14 protein-coding genes are annotated in these 13,889 nt (G+C 66.9%); 4 read left to right on the top strand and 10 right to left on the bottom strand.

Going from position 1 to position 13,889, the window contains the following annotated elements; all coding sequences use genetic code 11:
* Positions 1–48: 48 nt before the first annotated feature.
* The gene (locus tag DAD99_RS14965) at positions 49–465 is read right to left on the bottom strand and encodes an MGMT family protein (RefSeq protein WP_193342148.1); all 417 of its coding nucleotides are present in this window, start codon (positions 463–465) and stop codon (positions 49–51) included.
* Between the two features lie 63 nt (positions 466–528).
* On the opposite strand from DAD99_RS14965, the gene DAD99_RS14960 reads away from it, so the two are divergent.
* The 4 genes from DAD99_RS14960 (at position 529) to DAD99_RS14945 (ending at position 3,990) form a co-directional block, all read left to right on the top strand.
* Positions 529–1,236: a 3'-5' exonuclease gene (locus DAD99_RS14960; protein WP_193342147.1), complete on the top strand. Its 708-nt coding sequence runs from the start codon at positions 529–531 to the stop codon at positions 1,234–1,236.
* Between the two features lie 302 nt (positions 1,237–1,538).
* Positions 1,539–2,474 (top strand): ABC transporter substrate-binding protein, encoded by a 936-nt coding sequence (locus DAD99_RS14955; RefSeq protein ID WP_185261069.1) that lies wholly within the window; start codon positions 1,539–1,541, stop codon positions 2,472–2,474.
* A gap of 17 nt (positions 2,475–2,491) precedes the next feature.
* A complete protein-coding gene (locus tag DAD99_RS14950) occupies positions 2,492–3,256 on the top strand; it encodes an amino acid ABC transporter permease (protein ID WP_056343886.1) in 765 nt (254 codons plus the stop codon).
* Entirely contained in the window at positions 3,253–3,990 is a 738-nt protein-coding gene (locus DAD99_RS14945; protein WP_185261070.1) for an amino acid ABC transporter ATP-binding protein, read from the top strand. The genes DAD99_RS14950 and DAD99_RS14945 overlap by 4 nt, the downstream gene beginning before the upstream one ends.
* A 100-nt stretch (positions 3,991–4,090) precedes the next feature.
* Here the strand turns inward: DAD99_RS14945 and hemL are convergent, their stop codons facing one another.
* From hemL to hemG, 9 genes are all read right to left on the bottom strand, one after another.
* Positions 4,091–5,410: a glutamate-1-semialdehyde 2,1-aminomutase gene (hemL, locus tag DAD99_RS14940; RefSeq protein ID WP_193342146.1), complete on the bottom strand. Its 1,320-nt coding sequence runs from the start codon at positions 5,408–5,410 to the stop codon at positions 4,091–4,093.
* Between the two features lie 93 nt (positions 5,411–5,503).
* The gene (locus DAD99_RS14935; protein WP_193342145.1) at positions 5,504–6,622 is read right to left on the bottom strand and encodes an LLM class flavin-dependent oxidoreductase; all 1,119 of its coding nucleotides are present in this window, start codon (positions 6,620–6,622) and stop codon (positions 5,504–5,506) included.
* 43 nt (positions 6,623–6,665) lie between these two features.
* The gene (hemB, locus tag DAD99_RS14930; RefSeq protein ID WP_193342144.1) at positions 6,666–7,646 is read right to left on the bottom strand and encodes a porphobilinogen synthase; all 981 of its coding nucleotides are present in this window, start codon (positions 7,644–7,646) and stop codon (positions 6,666–6,668) included.
* The gene (locus tag DAD99_RS14925) at positions 7,643–8,518 is read right to left on the bottom strand and encodes a uroporphyrinogen-III synthase (protein WP_193342143.1); all 876 of its coding nucleotides are present in this window, start codon (positions 8,516–8,518) and stop codon (positions 7,643–7,645) included. Before DAD99_RS14925 ends, hemB begins: the two co-directional genes overlap by 4 nt.
* Positions 8,505–9,488, bottom strand: a complete 984-nt coding sequence (gene hemC, locus DAD99_RS14920; RefSeq protein ID WP_193342142.1) for a hydroxymethylbilane synthase — start codon at positions 9,486–9,488, stop codon at positions 8,505–8,507. Before hemC ends, DAD99_RS14925 begins: the two co-directional genes overlap by 14 nt.
* Positions 9,485–10,750: a ferrochelatase gene (locus DAD99_RS14915; RefSeq protein ID WP_193342141.1), complete on the bottom strand. Its 1,266-nt coding sequence runs from the start codon at positions 10,748–10,750 to the stop codon at positions 9,485–9,487. The genes hemC and DAD99_RS14915 overlap by 4 nt, the downstream gene beginning before the upstream one ends.
* Positions 10,747–11,448, bottom strand: coding sequence for a hydrogen peroxide-dependent heme synthase (gene hemQ, locus DAD99_RS14910; RefSeq protein ID WP_185261077.1), 702 nt, complete (start codon positions 11,446–11,448; stop codon positions 10,747–10,749). The genes DAD99_RS14915 and hemQ overlap by 4 nt, the downstream gene beginning before the upstream one ends.
* A 120-nt stretch (positions 11,449–11,568) precedes the next feature.
* Positions 11,569–12,357, bottom strand: a complete 789-nt coding sequence (locus DAD99_RS14905; protein ID WP_193342140.1) for a hypothetical protein — start codon at positions 12,355–12,357, stop codon at positions 11,569–11,571.
* Positions 12,358–12,458: 101 nt separating this feature from the next.
* Complete coding sequence (gene hemG / locus DAD99_RS14900; RefSeq protein ID WP_193342139.1) at positions 12,459–13,886, bottom strand: protoporphyrinogen oxidase; 1,428 nt, start codon at positions 13,884–13,886, stop codon at positions 12,459–12,461.
* Between the last annotated feature and the right edge of the window lie 3 nt (positions 13,887–13,889).

Raw genomic sequence — 13,889 nt, 5'->3', positions numbered from 1 at the left:
CTGATGTGCGTCTGGCCTTGGTGGGGTCAACTACGGGGATTGTTACGCTCACACAGACATTTCATCATCAGCCACCGACATTCTATGCAGCCGCCGCTCCAGCTGCTCCGCAATGGCGTCGATCCGGTCGAAGTCATCCTCGCCCGGGGCCCAGCGTGCTGCCATCAGGTCCACTCGCCATTTGCCTTCGCCGGTACGCAGGAAGGCATCGTGGTTGCCGAGCAGGGGCGTTCCCTCCTGCAGGTAGTGGCGGAGCGCTTCGGCCTCGTGGCCTTCCGGACCCTGGCCGCTTGCTTTGAGAATGCGCCACCACGCGACTTGGCCGCCGTAGTGGCTCATGGCGTAGCCCACTTGCCGGGGACCGCCGGATCCCAGCAGCTCGGCCACATCACCATAGGCCAGTGCGGTTCCGGCTGGAACCAGCTCGACCAGCGACAGCACTGCCTCGATGAACTCTGTCCGCATACACCAAGGTTACCGGCAGTGGCGTTGGCGGATCCTGTCGGTGCTGGCCGGTAGCGTTGAAGCATGACCTCCTGGAACACCCTTCCCCGCGCAGCCTTTGATCTCGAAACCACCGGACGGAATTCGCGCGCCGCGCGCATCGTCACGGCGTCGGTCACCGTGGTGGACCACAAGGGGGAAGTCATCACCGAACACGAATGGCTGGCCGATCCCGGCGTCGAAATCCCTGCCGAGGCCAGCGATATCCACGGCATCACCACGGAGCAGGCCCGGCGTGAGGGCCGGCCGGCCCGGGAAGTCACCGGAGAGCTCGCCACCGTCCTGCAGGACCTCTTCGACGCCGGGATTCCTGTCATTGCCTTCAACGCCAGCTACGACTTCACTGTCCTGGCCGCGGAGTCCGCCCGCCACGGCGTCCGGCAGTTGAGCCGCTTCCCCGTCCTGGACCCGTTCATCATGAACAAACAGGTGGACCGTTACCGCAAGGGTAAGCGCACATTGACCGCCTTGTGTGAGGAATACGGCATCACGCTGGACAACGCCCACACGTCGGCTGCGGATGCTTTGGCCACGCTCCGGATGCTGGATGCCATGGCCATCAAGTTCCCTAAGCTCAAGATGCCGGCCAGCCAGCTGCACGAACTGCAAAAGGACTGGGCTGTCAGCCAAGCCGCGGACTTCCAGAACTACCTGCGCAAGACCAAGCCCGCCGCCGTGATCGAAGGCGAATGGCCCGTCCTTCCCCCGGAAGACGCCAGCGGCGACTTCTAGCTGAGAGCTAACTCACAATTAGGCGGGAACCGCGGACAGCCCCCCTGGGAATCCTTGAATTCGGCCACGAGGGCATCATTCATTCATCAAATTTTCAGGACTAAATATATTCGTTCGTATATTCGACAAACGGCCCCTTGAAGCAAGACTTTATTCTGCCGAAAGCGCCGAAAGCCTAAAATGAGAAGATTAAGTTCAGCGGTAATCCCGCCCCGGCCGGCAGTTGGGAGCAAGGCGCCAGACGCCACACGCGCAGCCTCAGGCCCGGTTGAACCTATGACTCTGATGAAAGTGACTTTCTCATGAAGACCAATGCCATGAAATGGCTGACCAGCGTTCCCGTCGCGGTTGCCTTGGCCCTCTCGCTGGCCGCCTGCGGCACGGGGACCGCCCAGCCTAGCGGCACGCCCACCGACGCCCTCGCCGGCAGCGACCAGCAGACGCTGGACAAGTACACCACCGCCGATGTCACCCCGCTGGACCAGATCGACAAGACCAAGCTGGGCCTTAACACCGAAGGCAAGCTGGAGGTTGGTACGCTCTCCGACGCGCCACCGAACATCTTCATCGACCCCGCCGGAAAGTTCACCGGCTACGATAACGAGCTGCTGCGCGCCGTTGCCGGCAAGCTGGGCCTCGAAGTTGAATTCGTGGCCACCGATTTCTCGGCGCTGCTCTCGCAGGTACAGACCAAGCAGTTCGATCTGGGATCGTCCTCGATCTCCACCACTGAAGCCCGCCGCGCCAACGTGGGCTTCACCAACGGCTACGACTTCGGCTTCATGGCCGTCGTGGCCAAGACCGACAGCAACGTCAAGGGTTTCGCAGACCTGGACGCTAATGCCCGTATCGGCGTCGTTCAGGGCACTGTCCAGGACGACTACGTCACCAACACCCTGAAGCTTGAGCCGGTCCGCTTCAAGGACTACGCCACCGTGTACGCCAATGTGCGCAACGGCCAGATCGATGCCTGGGTGGCACCCTCGCAGCAGGCCACCGGCCAAGTGAAGGAAGGCGACGGAACTGTCATCGCCGAGTCTGTTGTGAACACGCAGAACTTCACCGCCTACGCCGTGAACAAGGACAACAAGGCCCTGATCGATGCTTTGAACTCCGGCCTTGACGCCGTAATTGCTGACGGGACCTGGGCCAAGCTGACCAAGGAATGGTACCCGGACCGCGAAACCCCCGCCGACTGGAAGCCGGGAAGCAAAGCTGCTCCGGCTCCCAAGAGCTGATCTGGGCTTAACCGCTTATGGATCTCCTGGACCAGCTGGGTGAAACGTTCCTCAACTGGGAGGAAATGGCGAAAGTCGTTCCCTCCCTCCTCACGGTGGGCTTGCCCAACACCCTGATCCTGGCCTTGGCATCGGGCATCCTCGGCTCCTTGCTGGGGCTTCTGCTCGCACTCATGGGTATTTCCCGGAATCCGGTGGCCCGCTGGGCAGCCCGGATCTACACCGACCTGTTCCGCGGCCTGCCCGCCATCCTGGTGATTCTGGTGATCGGTATTGGGCTGAGCCCCATTGCCCGGGAACTCACGGGTAACCGGAATCCGTATCCGCTCGGGATCCTCGCGCTGACCCTGATCGCCGGCGCATACATCGGTGAGATCTTCCGTTCCGGTATCCAGAGCGTGGAGAAGGGCCAGCTGGAGGCTTCCCGTGCCCTGGGCTTCAGCTACGGAAAGTCAATGCGCCTGGTGGTGGTGCCGCAGGGCATCCGGCGTGTGCTGCCTGCCCTGGTGAACCAGTTCATCTCGTTGTTGAAGGATTCCTCCCTGGTGTTCGTACTGGGCCTGGCTGCCTCCGACCGGGAGATATTCCGGATCGGTAACGATGCGATGGCCAACACGGGGAACCTTTCGCCGCTGGTGGCTGCCGGCGTTCTGTATTTGATCCTGACTGTGCCGCTGACCCACTTCGTGAACTTCATCGACAACCGGCTCCGTACCGGCCGCCCGGAGAAGAAGGAACCGGACGAGCTCGCGGCACCTATCGGCAAGGGGGCACAGGCATGACCGACTTTACTTCCGGAACCCTGACCGGCAAGAACCTGCACCTTTCGTTCGGGCACAACCATGTGCTCCGCGGCATCGACCTCCACGTGGAGAAGGGCACCACCGCTTCGGTCATTGGTCCATCCGGCTCCGGCAAGTCGACGCTGCTGCGGGTCATGAACCGGCTGATCGAACCGGACCAGGGCGACATCCTGCTGGACGGCCGGTCAGTCCTGAAGGACAACCCGGACGAGCTGCGACAGCGGATCGGCATGGTGTTCCAGCAGTTCAACCTGTTCCCGCACAAGACCGTGTTGGACAACGTCTCCCTCGCGCTGCGCAAGCTCCGGAAGCTACCGAAGGACCAGGCACATGCCGAGGCTCTTGAGCAGCTGGACCTGGTGGGCCTCAAGCACAAAGCTGATGCCCGTCCGGCCAACCTTTCCGGCGGCCAGCAGCAGCGTGTGGCGATCGCTCGTGCGCTGGCCATGAAGCCTGAAGTGATGTTCTTCGACGAGGCCACTTCCGCTCTGGACCCCGAGCTTGTCAAGGGTGTCCTGTCGCTGATGGCAGACCTGGCCAAGGGCGGCATGACCATGGTGGTGGTGACCCACGAAATGGGCTTCTCCCGCAACGTCTCGGACACTGTGACGTTTATGGATGCCGGCGTGGTGGTGGAATCGGGTCCGCCCGAACAGATCTTCACCTCCCCGGCCACGGACCGGCTGAAGGGCTTCCTCTCAGACGTCCTCTAGCGCCAACAGAAATCCCCGCCTCCCGGACGTTTCCCCCCTCGCATGGAGAGGGGATTCGTCCGGGAGGCGGGGATTTCCGGTTTAAGGAACGACGCCGGAGCTAGCGTTGCGCTGCTGCTGCTGCCTTCGCGGCGGCCGGGAGAGCGTCAAAGATCCGGTTCATCGCAACGTCGTCGTGGGCTGCCGACAGGAACCACGCCTCGAATACCGACGGCGGCAGGTAAACGCCGGATTCCAGCATGGAGTGGAAGAACGGCGCGTACCGGAAGGTTTCCTGGGCCTGGGCGTCAGCGTAGTTGTGGACGCCGTTGGCGGACGTGCCGAACGCCACCGAGAACAGGTTTCCGGCGAACTGGATCGAGTGGTCCACGCCGGCACCATCCAGGGCCTCGGACAGCGCAGAGGCGAGTTCCAACGAGCGGGCGTCCACAAACGAATAGACGTCGCGGGTGGCGTGCGTCAGGGTGGCCACGCCGGCTGCCATGGCCACCGGGTTCCCGGAGAGCGTGCCCGCCTGGTACACCGGGCCCAGGGGCGCGAGGTAGTCCATAACGTCGGCACGCCCGCCGAGGGCCGCCGTCGGCATTCCGCCGCCGATGACCTTTCCGAAGGTGAGCAGGTCAGGGGACCACGGGTCCGCTGCGTCAGAAGCGCCGCCGGTGAGCCCCCAGTAGCCGGAGTAGCCGGTGCGGAAGCCGGTGAGTACTTCGTCCAGGATGAGCAGGGCACCGTGCTCGCGGGTGATGCGGGACAGCCCCAGGTTGAAGCCCTCCCCCGGCGTCACCACGCCCATGTTGGCGGGGGCGGCTTCGGTGATGACGGCCGCAATGTTCGGCCCGTGCGCGGCAAAGGCGGCTTCGACGGCAGCGAGGTCGTTGTAGGGCAGGACCAGCGTTTCGGCGGCAGTGGCTTCGGTGACGCCGGCCGAGCCCGGCAGCGCCAGGGTGGCAACGCCGGATCCTGCAGCGGCAAGCAGCCCGTCCAGGTGGCCGTGGTAGCAGCCGGCGAACTTGATGATGAGGTTCCGGCCGGTGAAGCCGCGGGCCAGCCGGACTGCCGTCATGGTGGCTTCGGTGCCGGTGGAGACCATGCGGACGCGTTCGGCGGCCGGCACGCGCTCCTGGACGATGGCAGCCAGGTTGGCCTCGTCCGGGGTGGACGCGCCGAAGGAGAGGCCGCGGTCAACCGCCGCATGGACGGCCTCCAGGACGGCCGGGTGGGCGTGTCCCAGCAGCGCCGGGCCCCAGGAGCAGACCAGGTCAACGTATTCCTTACCGTCGGCATCGGTCAGGTATGGACCCCTGGCCGACACCATAAACCGCGGGGTTCCGCCCACCGAGCCGAAGGCACGGACGGGTGAATTGACGCCGCCGGGCATCAGGGTCTGGGCACGGGCGAAGAGGGCTTCGGAGCGAGTCATGCCCCTATTCTTCCATCCCGTGCAGTGGCATCCTTCGCCGCGCCACCTGCGGGCGCCGGATACAGTGGCCGCCCGATGAAGAGGCTGCCTGCCTTAGCGATCCGCGAACATGCCCGCGAGCTTGTCCGCGACGAGGGGCGCCACCTTGGAACCGAACAGCTCGATGGAACGCACCATCTGCTCGTGGGGCAACGTGCCACTGCTGTACTTCATCTCGAAGCGGTCCGCACCGAGGGTGCCCTTGAGCCGGGCTACCTTCGCCGCCACCGTTTCCGGGGAACCGATATACAGGGCGCCGTCCTCGTCCGCCGCAGCTTCGTACTCGCCGCGCCCGGCCGGTCCCCAGCCGCGCTCCGCGCCGATCTTGTTGCGGGTGGCGAGCCAATGCGGGTAGTACTCTTCGAGGGCCTGCTCGTCAGTCTCGGCCACATAGCCGGGCGAGTGCACGGACAGAGCCTGCGGTTCCTTACCGGCTTCGGCCAGCGTGCGGCGGTAGAGGTCGGCGTAGGGGCGGAAGCGCTCAGGCTCGCCGCCGATGATCGCCAGGACCATCGGGTAGCCGTAGGTGGCCGTGCGGACCACAGACTGGGGTGAGCCGCCCACCCCGATCCAGGTGGGAAGCAGGCGTCCCTCCACGTGCGGATAGACCATCTGGCCCCGAAGCGACGCCCGTGTCCGGCCGTCCCAGTTCACCGGGTTCTGGGACCGTACCCTGTCATAGATTTCCAGCTTCTCCTCGAACAGGGCGTCGTAGTCGCCCAGGTCGTAGCCGAAGAGCGGGAAGGACTCGGTGAACGAACCCCTGCCCAGGATCACCTCGGCGCGGCCGTTGGACACAGCGTCGAGGGTGGCGAAGCGCTGGAAGACGCGGATGGGATCGTCCGAGCTCAGGACCGTGACCGCGCTGCCGAGCCGGATGTTGTCCGTGGCCGTGGCGATGGCTGCCAGCACCACGTCCGGCGCGCTGACGGCGAAGTCCCTGCGGTGGTGCTCCCCCACGCCGAAGGAGTGGAGCCCGACGGCGTCGGCCACCTTGGCCTGTTCCACCACCTGGCGCAGCACCTCGGCGTGGTGCTTGGGTGCTCCGTCGGCAGCCAGGTCGACGTCGCCGAAAGTGCTAACGCCAAGCAGCATGGTGTTTGCAGGGACGGGTGCCGTGGGGTTGCCCGGGGTTGACGGAGTGGTTACGGAAGGCTCGCTATTTTCATGCATACGCATACAAACCACGGGACATCCGGAAACATTCCCCGCCGGGTCAGGATTCCTTCAGCCAGCCGGCAACTTCTGCGGCCCAATAGGTCAGCACTGTGTTGGCGCCCGCCCGTTTGATGCCGAGGATGGATTCCGTGATGGCACCGCGCCGGTCGATCCAGCCATTGGCTGCGGCAGCCTCGATCATCGCGTATTCACCCGAGATCTGGTAGGCCGAGACAGGCACGGGGCTCATGGCGGCGACGTCGGCCAGGATATCCAGGTAGCTCATGGCTGGCTTCACCATGACCATGTCTGCGCCTTCCTCAAGGTCCAGTTCCACTTCCAGGAGGGCTTCGCGGCGGTTGGCAGCGTCCATCTGGTAGGTGCGGCGGTCGCCCTTCAGCTGCGAATCCACGGCTTCCCGGAAGGGGCCGTAGAAGGCGGAAGCGTACTTGGCCGCGTAGGCCAGGATGACGGTGTTTTTGTGGCCGGATTCCTCGAGTGCCTGCCGGATGACGGCGATCTGGCCATCCATCATGCCGGAGGGTCCCAGCACGTGAGCGCCGGCGTCGGCCTGGGCCACGGCCATCTGGCCGTAGATTTCCAGCGTGGCATCGTTGTCCACGTAGCCGTCGGCATCGAGGACGCCGCAGTGGCCGTGGTCGGTGAATTCGTCCAGGCAGACATCGCCCATGATCACCAGGTCATCGCCCACCTCGGCGCGGACGTCGCGGATGGCCTTGTTGAGCACGCCGTCCGGGTCCAGCGAGGCGGTGCCGCGGGCATCGCGGACGGCGGGAATGCCGAACAGCATGATGCCACCGACGCCCAGTTCCACGGCTTCCGCAGCGGCACGCTTAAGCGACTCGGTAGTGTGCTGCACAACGCCCGGCATGGAGGAAATGGGAGACGGCTCGCTGAGGCCTTCGCGGATAAACGCGGGCAGGATCAGGTCCGCCGGTGCCAGCCGGTACTCGGCGGTGAGCCGGCGCAGGGCGGGCGTGGTGCGGAGGCGGCGCGGGCGGTGGTTCGGAAAGCTCATCGGGTGTTCCCTTCGTTGGCGAATACGGTGCCCAGCGCGGCCACTATGCCGTCCGGGGTGGGGACTTGGGCGGTGGCGGCCACGGGGATGCCGAGGGCCGCAGCCTCCGCCGCCGTCGGGCGTCCGATGGCGACGAAACGGCAGCGGCCCAGCGGCAGGAGGGTCGCGGCGATGCGGCGGGCGGCGCTCGGCGAGGCGGCCACAACGGCGTCGAGCGTCCCGGCGTCGAGCTCCCTGCGGGTCTGCGACTGGCTGAGCTCGCGGGGAGCGCCAGGGTGGGAGACCCCGACGGCGGACGGCAGCTCCGCCTCCAGGCGGTCTTCCGGACGGGCCGGGTAGTCCACGGTGTGGTAGGCCACAACAGCGGTGACGTCGGCACCCTTGGCTGCCAGGCCATCGCGCAAGGCGGGCGCAGCGATGTCCGCCTGTGGCAACAGCACGCGCGCCGGGAAGGCAGTCCAGAGGTTCACGAGCCCTTCGGCGGACTGGATGTCCACCGGGGCGAGGGCCACGGGGATGCCGGCGGCTTCAAGGATCCGTCGGGAGGACGGGCCGATCGTGGCCACCCGCGTTCCCGCCGGCACCAGGGCAGCCGGCGTGGTCCCACGCTCGGCCGCCTTTTCCACGAGCATCCGCACCGTGGTGATGCTGCTGACCACCAGCCAGTCGAAGCCACCGGCGGCCAGGGTATCCAGGGCGGCATCGAGAGCCGGCTGGTCCGCGGCCCGTTCGAAGTCGATGAGCGGCAGGACCAGCGGTTCGGCCCCCAGGCTGCCGAGCAGAGCAGCCAGAGGGCCGGCACGGTCTGCGCTCCGGGTTATCAGGACGCGCCGGCCGCCGAAGGTGCCTGTCGGTGCATCAGGACGCGGCAAGGTCCGCGATCTCCGCGGCGCCGGCAGCGAGCAGGAGCTCGGCCACCTCGATGCCGAGCAGCGTCGCACCGACTTCGGTGAGGCCGTCCGTTGCCTTCTTCTCGCGCACAGAGCTGGTGCCGTCCACGGCACACACCGCGGCTTCGAGGTACAGCATGCTGCCCTTGCGGTAGGCGAAGGCACCCACGGGGGCGGCACAGCCGGCCTCGAGGCGGGCCAGCACGGCACGCTCGGCGGTCACGGCGAGGCGGGTGTCCTCATCGTTGAGCGCGGCCAACGCCTGCGCCAAAACACCTTGCGAGCCTTCGGTGGAACCTGCCTTGCGCGGGGCGTCAGCCGTCCGGCATTCGATGGCCAGCGAACCCTGCCCCGGCGCCGGCAGCATCACGTCCAGCTCGAAGAATTCACTGATGACGTCCAGGCGGCCGATGCGTTCCAGGCCTGCGGCGGCCAGCACAACGGCGTCGAGGTCCCCTGGTGCGCCTGCCGCGTTGCCGGGCAACCCGGGCACGCGGCCCAGTCGTGTATCCACGTTGCCGCGGATGTCCTGCACGTCCAGGTCAGGGCGGGCGGCCCGCAGCTGGGCAGCGCGGCGGGGCGAGCCTGTGCCCACCTTTGCGCCCTGAGGGAGATCTGCCAGCTTGAGGCCATCGCGTGCGCACAGGGCATCCCGCACGTCGGCACGTTTGGGTGTTGCGGCGATGGTTAGGCCTAGCGCAGCGCCCGTGGGGAGGTCCTTGAGCGAGTGCACAGCGACGTCGCAGATGTCCTGCAGCAGTGCATCGCGCAGCGCCGCGACAAACACCCCGGTGCCGCCCATCTGGGACAGTGATCCTGTCTTGACGTCGCCTTCGGTGGTGATGTGCACCAGCTCTACCGGGAAGCCTCCGACGGCGGCCAGCTGGTCCGCCGTCTGCTGCGTCTGGGTCAGTGCTAGCTTGCTGGCCCTGGTTCCGATCCGTACGGTCACTGCGTCCCTACTCCCCCGGCAGCGCCCGCGGACGCGGCCGGATATGCGTCATGTCCGGTGCCGACGGTGGTGTCGGCTCCGGCGATGGTGGGCTTCCCGCCGCGGAAATTGGCGCAGCAGCCCGGCCGGCAGACGTCATACCAGGGGCCCAGCCCTGTCACGGCCGGCCGGTCGCCGATGTTGTTGGCGAGCGTCCGTTCGGAGATGAGGTCAACCAGGCCGTTCACAAACTTCCGGTGCGTGCCCGGGGTGGGCACACGCGTGGCAGCCAGGCCCAGGTTGCGGCAGGTCTCCAGGGCTTCGGTGTCCAGGTCCCAGACAACTTCCATGTGGTCGCTGACGAAGCCCAGCGGGACGATGACGATGCCTTTGATGCCCTGGCCCGCCAGGTCGGCGATGGCGTCATTGATGTCAGGTTCAAGCCACGGGACGTGGGGCGCGCCCGAGCGGGACTGATACACGAGCGACCAGGGAGCGGTCAGGCCTGATTCGGCCTGCACGCGGCTGATGACGGCTGCGCCGGTGGCCAGGTGCTGGGCAACGTATGCGGAACCTTCCTCGAAATCGCGCGGCTCGTCCCCGGACCGTCCGGCGGCCTCGGCGTCCCGGGTCGGGATGGAGTGGGTGGCAAAAAGGATGTGCACGGGGGCGTCCGGCATGCCGGCCGCCGTAAGCTGCGACCGCACGTCCGCGAGCCCGGCGGCGGTTCCTTCCACGAAGGGCTCCACGAAGCCCGGGTGGTCGAAGTACTGCCGCACCTTGTCCACCTCAAGCCGGCCATCCAGTCCCGACTCCGTCAGGGCGATGCCGATGTCCTCGCGGTACTGGCGGCAGCTGGAATAACAGGAGTAGGCACTCGTGGTGACCATCAGCAGTTTGCGGTGGCCGGCGTCGTACGCGTCCTGCAGGGTCTGCGGAATATAGGGATTCCAGTTGCGGTTGCCCCACAGCACCGGAAGTTCAATGCCGCGGGCCGAGAGCTCCGCTTCGAGGGCTGCCTTGAGCTCGCGGTTTTGCTGGTTGATGGGGCTGATGCCGCCGTTGGCCCGATAGTGATGGGAAACCTCTTCGAGCCGCTCGTCCGGGATGCCGCGGCCGCGGGTGACATTGCGTAGGAAAGGGATAACGTCGTCCTGGCCCTCGGGCCCGCCAAAGGAGGCCAGCAGGACGCCGTCATAGTTTTTGGGCGCCATCCGGCCGGTTTCGGTGACCGGGTTGATTCCGGTGAGTACGGCGCCCGCCGCGGGCTCGGGCCGGGTCATGCGAGCACCTCAGCGACTTCCACTGCGGTGACGCGGCGGCCGGTGTAGAACGGGATTTCCTCCCGTACGTGGTTGCGTGCCTCGGTGGCGCGGAGGTGGCGCATCAGGTCCACGAGGTCCACCAGTTCAGGGGCTTCCAGGCCCAGGATCCACTCCCAGTCGCCCAGGGCGAAGGAGGATACCGTGTTGGAGATGACCTGCGGGAATTCCCGGCCCAGCATGCCGTGATCGCGCAGCATCTTGCCGCGTTCGTCGTCGGGGAGGATGTACCACTCATAGGAGCGCACAAACGGGTAGACGCAGAGCCACTCGGCCGGGGCCACACCACGTGAGTAGGCCGGGGTGTGGTTCTTGGCGAATTCGGCTTCCCGGTGGACGCCCATGGCGGACCAGACAATCTCCGTTCCGGCGAAGAGCGTGCTGCGGCGGATGTCGCGGATGGCCTGCTGCAGCGCTTCGGGCTTCGGGCCGTGGAGCCAGACCATCACATCGGCGTCAGCGCGCATTGCGGAGACGTCATAGCTGCCGCGGTGCGTCACGCCGGCCTCGGCCAATCGGATCAGCAGGGCATCGAAATCGGCGGCAGCGTCAGCGCTGCGCACGAGTTCCTCGGACCGCTTGAAAACAGTCCAGAGAGTAAAGAACTGCTCGGCTGATTCTTCGGTTTTAGTGACAGATTCGGCAGAAGTGTGGCTCATGGTTACCAGTTTGCCCCTTCCCTACCGCCAAGTCGAAACCGGCGACTTCTACAAGACGTAGAAGTGCTTAATGTCACAGCTTCGGCCTGGTGCGGGTCTTGAACCGATCCGCCATAGTGGTCAGATCTTGCGGATCCGGGCAAAGAGGAGTCCAGCGGCCCCTGCAGACCCCACCAGCCCCACACCAAGCCAGACCTTCGCGGGTTCGGCCGCCTCAGCTGCCGCCGTGGCCGACGCCATGTTGTCCCGGCTGGCAGGTGCGTTTCCGTGGCGCCCCGGTCCCGAAACAGGTATGGCGTTGGCGCTGTGGGCGCCCGGGGGCTGGTTCCCGGCGGGATCGCCGTCCTGCCCGGAATCCTGGGTCCCGTCGGCAGGGGAGCCGGGCTGGCCGTCCGGCCGCGTGCCTGCCGGTGAGCCGGCGGCATCAGGTGACGTGCTCAGCGGCGCCGGAACGCTCGACGGCGATCCTGGGCTCTGGGGCGTCGTGACTTGCGGAGTCGTGCCCCGGGGAGTTGTGCCCTGGGGCGATGGGCTGGCAGACGTCGTTGGAGCGGACGACGTCGGCGCAGTTGACGTAGGGGCCGGGGACGTGGGGGCGGGAGACGGTGTAGCCGTGGCCGTCGGAGTGGGAGAGCCTGAGGGCGCGGAAGTCGGTTGGGGCGAGGCTTTGGTCTGTCCGCCGGAACCGCCCAGGAGGCCATTCAGCAGGCCATTGACCCCGGAAAGGTCTCCATCCGCTGCTACCTCGGCGGAGGCGGTGGGATCGGTACTGCCATCGGCCGCCTGGGATGCCGGCACGCCGGCGGACAGGACCAGTACCGCTCCGACGGCAGCCGCTGCAGCGCCACGCCGGAGTCCCCCATGGATACTGGTCCGGGAACGGGAAAAGTCGGACCTGTAATTAACCATAGTTATCGACCCTAGCCACGTCAGGGGGTGGATGAAAAACCGAAACCTGCACCCCGGGGCGGCCTTTTCAAGGCCCGTATTCCACTGAACAGGGGCGATGGTCAGCTGAGCAGGCTGCGAATTTCTTTTCGGGTGTCGGCCACCACGGCGGCGAGTCCATTGCCGGCTACCCATCCGCCCACTATGCCAAGACCGGCCTCTGCCGCGCAGAGTTTCCTGACCTCGGCCACCCGCGCCTTGTGCCCCACCGCCGCGAAGGGCAGGGCTCCTTGCCACCTGACAACATCCCAGCCGACGACGTCGGTCCCCTGCACCGGGACGTCCAGCAGGGCCGAAGCGTCATGCAGGGCAGCAGCCAGGAGGTCGGGGGCAGGGTCGCGGGTCCCGGCCGAGTGTTCCGAGGCTTCCAGGCGGCCGTAAGAGAGCCGCAGGACGTGCGTCCCGGGACCTGCCGCAGCGGCAAGCCAATCCCACTTCGCGGTTGCATGCGTAAGGGCTTTCGCCTGGATGCCCGGAGTCTGGGGCGCCACCAGGATCCCGGTGCCCCGCGGCCTGCCATCAAGTTCGGGCAGGTCCACCACCAGCGTGACCAGCCTGACGTCCGGCCCGCTTTCCGGGCTCCTGCCGGCGAGCCCGGGTACGGCCGCCTGAAGCAGCCCCACTGCCGCCGGGCCGGGCAGCGCCACCACCAGCAGGCCGCCGTCGTACGTTGCGTCACCGGTGGTAACCCGCCACCCGTCCGCCGTCCGTTCGATGGCGCCCGCGGCTGTTCCACTCATCAAGGTGACCCCGCGGCTGCGGAGGTCGCTGAGCAGGGCCACCACCAGGGTGTGCATCCCGCCTTCCAGGCCGGCGACGGCGGAACCCGCCTTCGCGGCGGATGGCTGGGTGGAGCCGCGCCGCTGGGCGGCCACCGCGGCGGCAAGGGAGCCGTGCTCCCGGACTCCGGACCGGAGGCCGGGGGCCACCATGTCCACGTCGAGGAGACCGGGGTCCGCGGAGTGCACGCCGCCCACCACCGGGGCCACGAGGCGCTCCAATACACGGCGGCCCATCCGTGCCCGCACCAGCGCTGCGACGCTCGTGACGTCGGCAGACGCGCCGATCGAAGCCGGCAAGTACTTATCCAGGGATGCCCGGAGCGAACCCACAAATCCCAGCGACCGCCGGACCTCCGGGTCCCACGGATTGGCAGGAATGCCCAGAACCCCGGTCTTGGGCAGTTCGCGCGGGCCGTCCGGAAGCTGCACCCAGGCGCCGCCCGGACGCGGCGCCACAACGTTGCCGCCGAGTCCAAGTTCAGCAGCAAGCTCAGCCACGGCTGAGGAGCGCGTGGCGAACGACTCTGCTCCGCTGTCCAGGGTGAGGCCGGCCACCACATGGCTGCCCACGCAGCCGCCCCAGGACGCGGTGGCCTCCAGGACGGTCACTGTATGTCCGGCGGCTGCCAACTCCCGCGCCGCCAGCAGGCCGGAGATGCCGCCGCCCAACACGACGGCGGCCCGGTTCGGCGTCAAGGAGCTGCTCATGGT

The sequence above is a fragment of the Pseudarthrobacter sp. AB1 genome, assembly GCF_014926485.1.
In the GTDB taxonomy this organism is placed as follows: domain Bacteria; phylum Actinomycetota; class Actinomycetes; order Actinomycetales; family Micrococcaceae; genus Arthrobacter.
This window is presented reverse-complemented; position numbering and strand designations above follow the sequence as displayed.

Bases quoted from the DNA above. Each gene is read 5' to 3' on its own strand.
- DAD99_RS14965 (WP_193342148.1), bottom strand. From the start codon at position 465: ATGCGGACAGAGTTCATCGAGGCAGTGCTGTCGCTGGTCGAGCTGGTT.
- DAD99_RS14960 (WP_193342147.1), top strand. From the start codon at position 529: ATGACCTCCTGGAACACCCTTCCCCGCGCAGCCTTTGATCTCGAAACC.
- DAD99_RS14955 (WP_185261069.1), top strand. From the start codon at position 1,539: ATGAAGACCAATGCCATGAAATGGCTGACCAGCGTTCCCGTCGCGGTT.
- DAD99_RS14950 (WP_056343886.1), top strand. From the start codon at position 2,492: ATGGATCTCCTGGACCAGCTGGGTGAAACGTTCCTCAACTGGGAGGAA.
- DAD99_RS14945 (WP_185261070.1), top strand. From the start codon at position 3,253: ATGACCGACTTTACTTCCGGAACCCTGACCGGCAAGAACCTGCACCTT.
- hemL (WP_193342146.1), bottom strand. From the start codon at position 5,410: ATGACTCGCTCCGAAGCCCTCTTCGCCCGTGCCCAGACCCTGATGCCC.
- DAD99_RS14935 (WP_193342145.1), bottom strand. From the start codon at position 6,622: ATGCATGAAAATAGCGAGCCTTCCGTAACCACTCCGTCAACCCCGGGC.
- hemB (WP_193342144.1), bottom strand. From the start codon at position 7,646: ATGAGCTTTCCGAACCACCGCCCGCGCCGCCTCCGCACCACGCCCGCC.
- DAD99_RS14915 (WP_193342141.1), bottom strand. From the start codon at position 10,750: ATGACCCGGCCCGAGCCCGCGGCGGGCGCCGTACTCACCGGAATCAAC.
- hemQ (WP_185261077.1), bottom strand. From the start codon at position 11,448: ATGAGCCACACTTCTGCCGAATCTGTCACTAAAACCGAAGAATCAGCC.
- DAD99_RS14905 (WP_193342140.1), bottom strand. From the start codon at position 12,357: ATGGTTAATTACAGGTCCGACTTTTCCCGTTCCCGGACCAGTATCCAT.
- hemG (WP_193342139.1), bottom strand. From the start codon at position 13,886: ATGAGCAGCTCCTTGACGCCGAACCGGGCCGCCGTCGTGTTGGGCGGC.